The following is a 3,088-nucleotide window of genomic DNA, read 5'->3' as shown; positions in this document are numbered from 1 at the left end:
GCAGGCGACTCGCACCTCGGCCGAGCCTCGTCCAGAGATCCGGAACATGCTCGTGCGGTAGGCCGACCTCGGTGGCGGACGACCCGATCGCCATCGTCTCGATGGCATGCCGCTACCCCGGAGGGGTGAACTCCCCGGAGGACCTGTGGCGGCTGGTCGCCGAGGGACAGGACGCCATCACCCCGCTCCCGACCGACCGTGGCTGGCAGAGCTACGGCGACCTCGGGCTGAAGGGCGGATTCGTTTTCGACGCACCCGAGTTCGACGCCGAGTTCTTCCGGATCTCGCCGCGCGAGGCCCTGGCGATGGACCCCCAGCAGCGGTTGCTGCTGGAGGCCGCCTGGGAGGTCCTCGAACGCGCCGGCATCGATCCGGACTCGTTGCGGGGCAGCGACACCGGCGTCTTCATCGGTGCCGCCAACTCGGGTTACGTGCCCGGTGAAGAATCCCGCGGTCACATCATGACCGGCACGTTGGCCAGTGTGGCCTCCGGCCGGATCTCGTACACCTTCGGGCTGGAGGGCCCGGCGGTGACGGTGGACACCGCCTGCTCGTCGTCGCTGGTGACCATCCACATGGCGGCACAGGCCCTGCGCAACGGGGAGTGCTCGCTCGCGGTGGCGGGTGGCGTCACCGTCATGTCGACTCTCTCGGTGTTCGGGGAGCTCGGGGAGCAGGGCGGGCTGGCACCGGATGCTCGATGCAAGGCGTTCTCCGACGCGGCGGACGGCATCGGGTGGTCCGAAGGAATCGGCATGGTCATGCTGGAGCGGCTGTCCGACGCTCAGCGCAACGGGCATCAGGTGCTGGCGATCGTGCGCGGGTCTGCGATCAACCAGGACGGCGCGTCCAACGGGTTGACCGCGCCGAACGGTCCCTCGCAGCGGCGGGTGATCCGGAAGGCACTGGCCGTCGCGGGTCTGTCGCCGGACGAGGTGGACGCCGTAGAGGCGCACGGTACGGGTACGGCGCTGGGTGACCCGATCGAGGCGCAGGCGCTGCTCGCCACGTACGGGCAGGACCGGCCGGAGGATCGGCCGCTGCTGCTCGGCTCGGTGAAGTCGAACATCGGTCACACCCAGGCCGCCGCCGGCGTGGCCGGTGTGATCAAGATGGTCATGGCCATGCGGCATGGCGTGCTGCCCAAGACGCTGCACGTGGACGAGCCGTCGTCGCACGTTGACTGGGCCTCCGGTGCGGTGGAACTGCTGACCGAGCCGGTGGAATGGCCGCAGACCGACCACCCGCGCCGGGCCGCCGTGTCGTCGTTCGGGATCAGCGGCACCAACGCGCACGTGATCCTGGAGCAGGGGCCGGGGGAGGTCGCCGAACCGGCGGTCGCCGAGCCCGCGGGAGTGGTGCCCTGGGTGATCTCTGGCCGTACGGGTGAGGCGTTGTCGGCGCAGGCGCGTCGTCTGAGTGCGCATCTCGACGTACACAGCGATCTGGACCTGGTCGATACGGCGTTCTCGCTGGTGGTGTCGCGGTCGGTGTTGGAGCACCGTGCGGTGGTGGTCGGGCGTGACCGCGAGGAGTTGCTGGCGGGCTTGGCCGCGGTCGAGGCCGGTGAGTCGGCGCCTCGCGCGGTCGCGGGTGCGGCCGATGTCGATGGGAAGTCGGCGTGGGTGTTCCCGGGCCAGGGAGCACAGTGGATGGGGATGGGCAGGCGGCTGCTTGAGGAGTCGCCGATCTTCGCCGGACGGATAGCGGAGTGTGCGGCGGCGTTGGAGCCGTTCGTGGACTGGTCGCTGCTGGACGTGATCCGCCAAGCCGAGGACGCTCCTTCGCTGGATCGGGTGGATGTGGTCCAGCCGGTGTCGTTCGCGGTGATGGTGTCGCTGGCGGCGGTGTGGGAATCGCTGGGGGTCCGCCCCGACGCGGTGGTCGGCCATTCCCAGGGCGAGATCGCCGCCGCGGTGGTGGCGGGTGGCCTGTCGTTGCAGGACGGCGCCCGGGTGGTGGCCTTGCGCAGCCGCCTGATCGCCGACCGGCTGGCCGGGCGCGGGGTGATGCTGTCGGTGATGGCTCCGGCGGAGCAGGTTCGCGCGGCGCTGGCCGCCGAGGATCTGCTGGACCGGATCTCGATCGCGGCGGTCAACGGGCCCAGGGTGGTGACCGTGGCCGGTGACCCGGAGGCCATGCAGGTGCTGGAGCGCCGCTTGTCGGCCGACGGGGTGATGCGCTGGCAGCTGGCCGGAGCGGACTTCGCCGCGCATTCGCCGCAGGTCGACGCGCTCCAGGACGAACTGCTGGCGGATCTGGCGGAAGTGTCACCCCGTATGGCGCGGGTCCCGATGCTGTCGACGGCGACCGGCCAATGGCTGGACGGCACCGAACTGGACGCCGGCTACTGGTATGAGAACGTGCGGCGGACGGTGGAGTTCGCGCCGGCGATCGAGCGGCTGCTGGAGGAGCGGTACCGGGCGTTCGTCGAGGTGGGTCCGCATCCGCTGCTGACGCTGGGGATCGAACAGGCGGTGGACCAGGCGGGCGTCACCGCGGTGGTGGCCGGGACCTTGCGCCGTGACGAGGACGGGATGGACCGGGTGCTCGCCTCGGCGGCCGAGCTGTTCGTCCGCGGCGTGCGGGTGGACTGGCGGGCCGTACTGACCGGCGGACGCCGGGTCGACCTGCCCACCTACGCCTTCCAGCACCACAGGTTCTGGCCGAGCGGGATGCGGATCGCCGATGCCCGAGGGCTCGGCCTCGCCGCGGCGGGGCATCCGCTGCTGGGCGCCGCCGTCGGGCTCGCCGACTCCGACGGCGTGCTGCTCACCGGCTTGATGTCGGTGCGGACGCACCCCTGGCTCGCCGATCACGCGGTGGCGGGCACGGCCCTGTTCGCCGGCACCGCGTTCCTGGAACTGGCGATCCGGGCGGCGGACCAGGTCGGCTGCGACCGGGTGGAAGAGCTCACCCTGGCCGCCCCGCTGGCGCTCGGCACCGACGCCGCCGTCGCCGTCCAGGTGGTGGTGAGCGCATCCGACGAAACAGGCCGCAGGAACCTGGCGATCTACGCTCGGCCGGCCGACGCGCCGGACCAGCCCTGGGTGCGGCACGCGGCCGGCGCGGGGCCGTCGCGGTGGTC

At 71.7% G+C, this 3,088-nt stretch carries 1 protein-coding gene; it reads left to right on the top strand.

Annotation, left to right across the window (positions count from 1 at the left end; all coding sequences use genetic code 11):
• Positions 1-71: 71 nt before the first annotated feature.
• A partial coding sequence (locus ABZ260_RS49165; RefSeq protein WP_355632333.1) for a type I polyketide synthase occupies positions 72-3,088 on the top strand: 3,017 nt, incomplete at its 3' end.

The organism is Streptosporangium sp. NPDC006013 (assembly GCF_040614275.1).
Lineage (GTDB): Bacteria > Actinomycetota > Actinomycetes > Streptosporangiales > Streptosporangiaceae > Streptosporangium.
This window is presented reverse-complemented; position numbering and strand designations above follow the sequence as displayed.